This window comes from Streptomyces sp. NRRL F-2664, assembly GCF_000719345.1.
Taxonomy (GTDB): domain Bacteria; phylum Actinomycetota; class Actinomycetes; order Streptomycetales; family Streptomycetaceae; genus Streptomyces.
Genome location: NZ_JOFX01000627.1, coordinates 1 through 222, shown reverse-complemented (window position 1 = coordinate 222; position 222 = coordinate 1). Strand labels below are relative to the sequence as shown.

1 pseudogene is annotated in these 222 nt (G+C 76.1%); it reads right to left on the bottom strand.

The annotated features are described in order from the left end of the window. A pseudogene (locus IF89_RS40435) lies at window positions 1-222 on the bottom strand (hypothetical protein); the annotation flags it as partial.

The following is a 222-nucleotide window of genomic DNA, read 5'->3' as shown; positions in this document are numbered from 1 at the left end:
ACTCCGTCGCGGGCGGGCAGGCTGCCCCCCGGCACATGCTCGAAGCGCACCCCCTCCCCGGGGAACCGCTTCAGACCGGAGCCGGCACCGCCGGGGGCGATGCCGGCGGGGTCGATGTCGTACACCCCGCCGGCGGCCACAACGCGGCCCTCTTCGGTGTCGACGAAGGGCAGGCCCAAACCCATGCCCGCGCCCAGGCCCTGCCGGTCCACCCCCAGACCC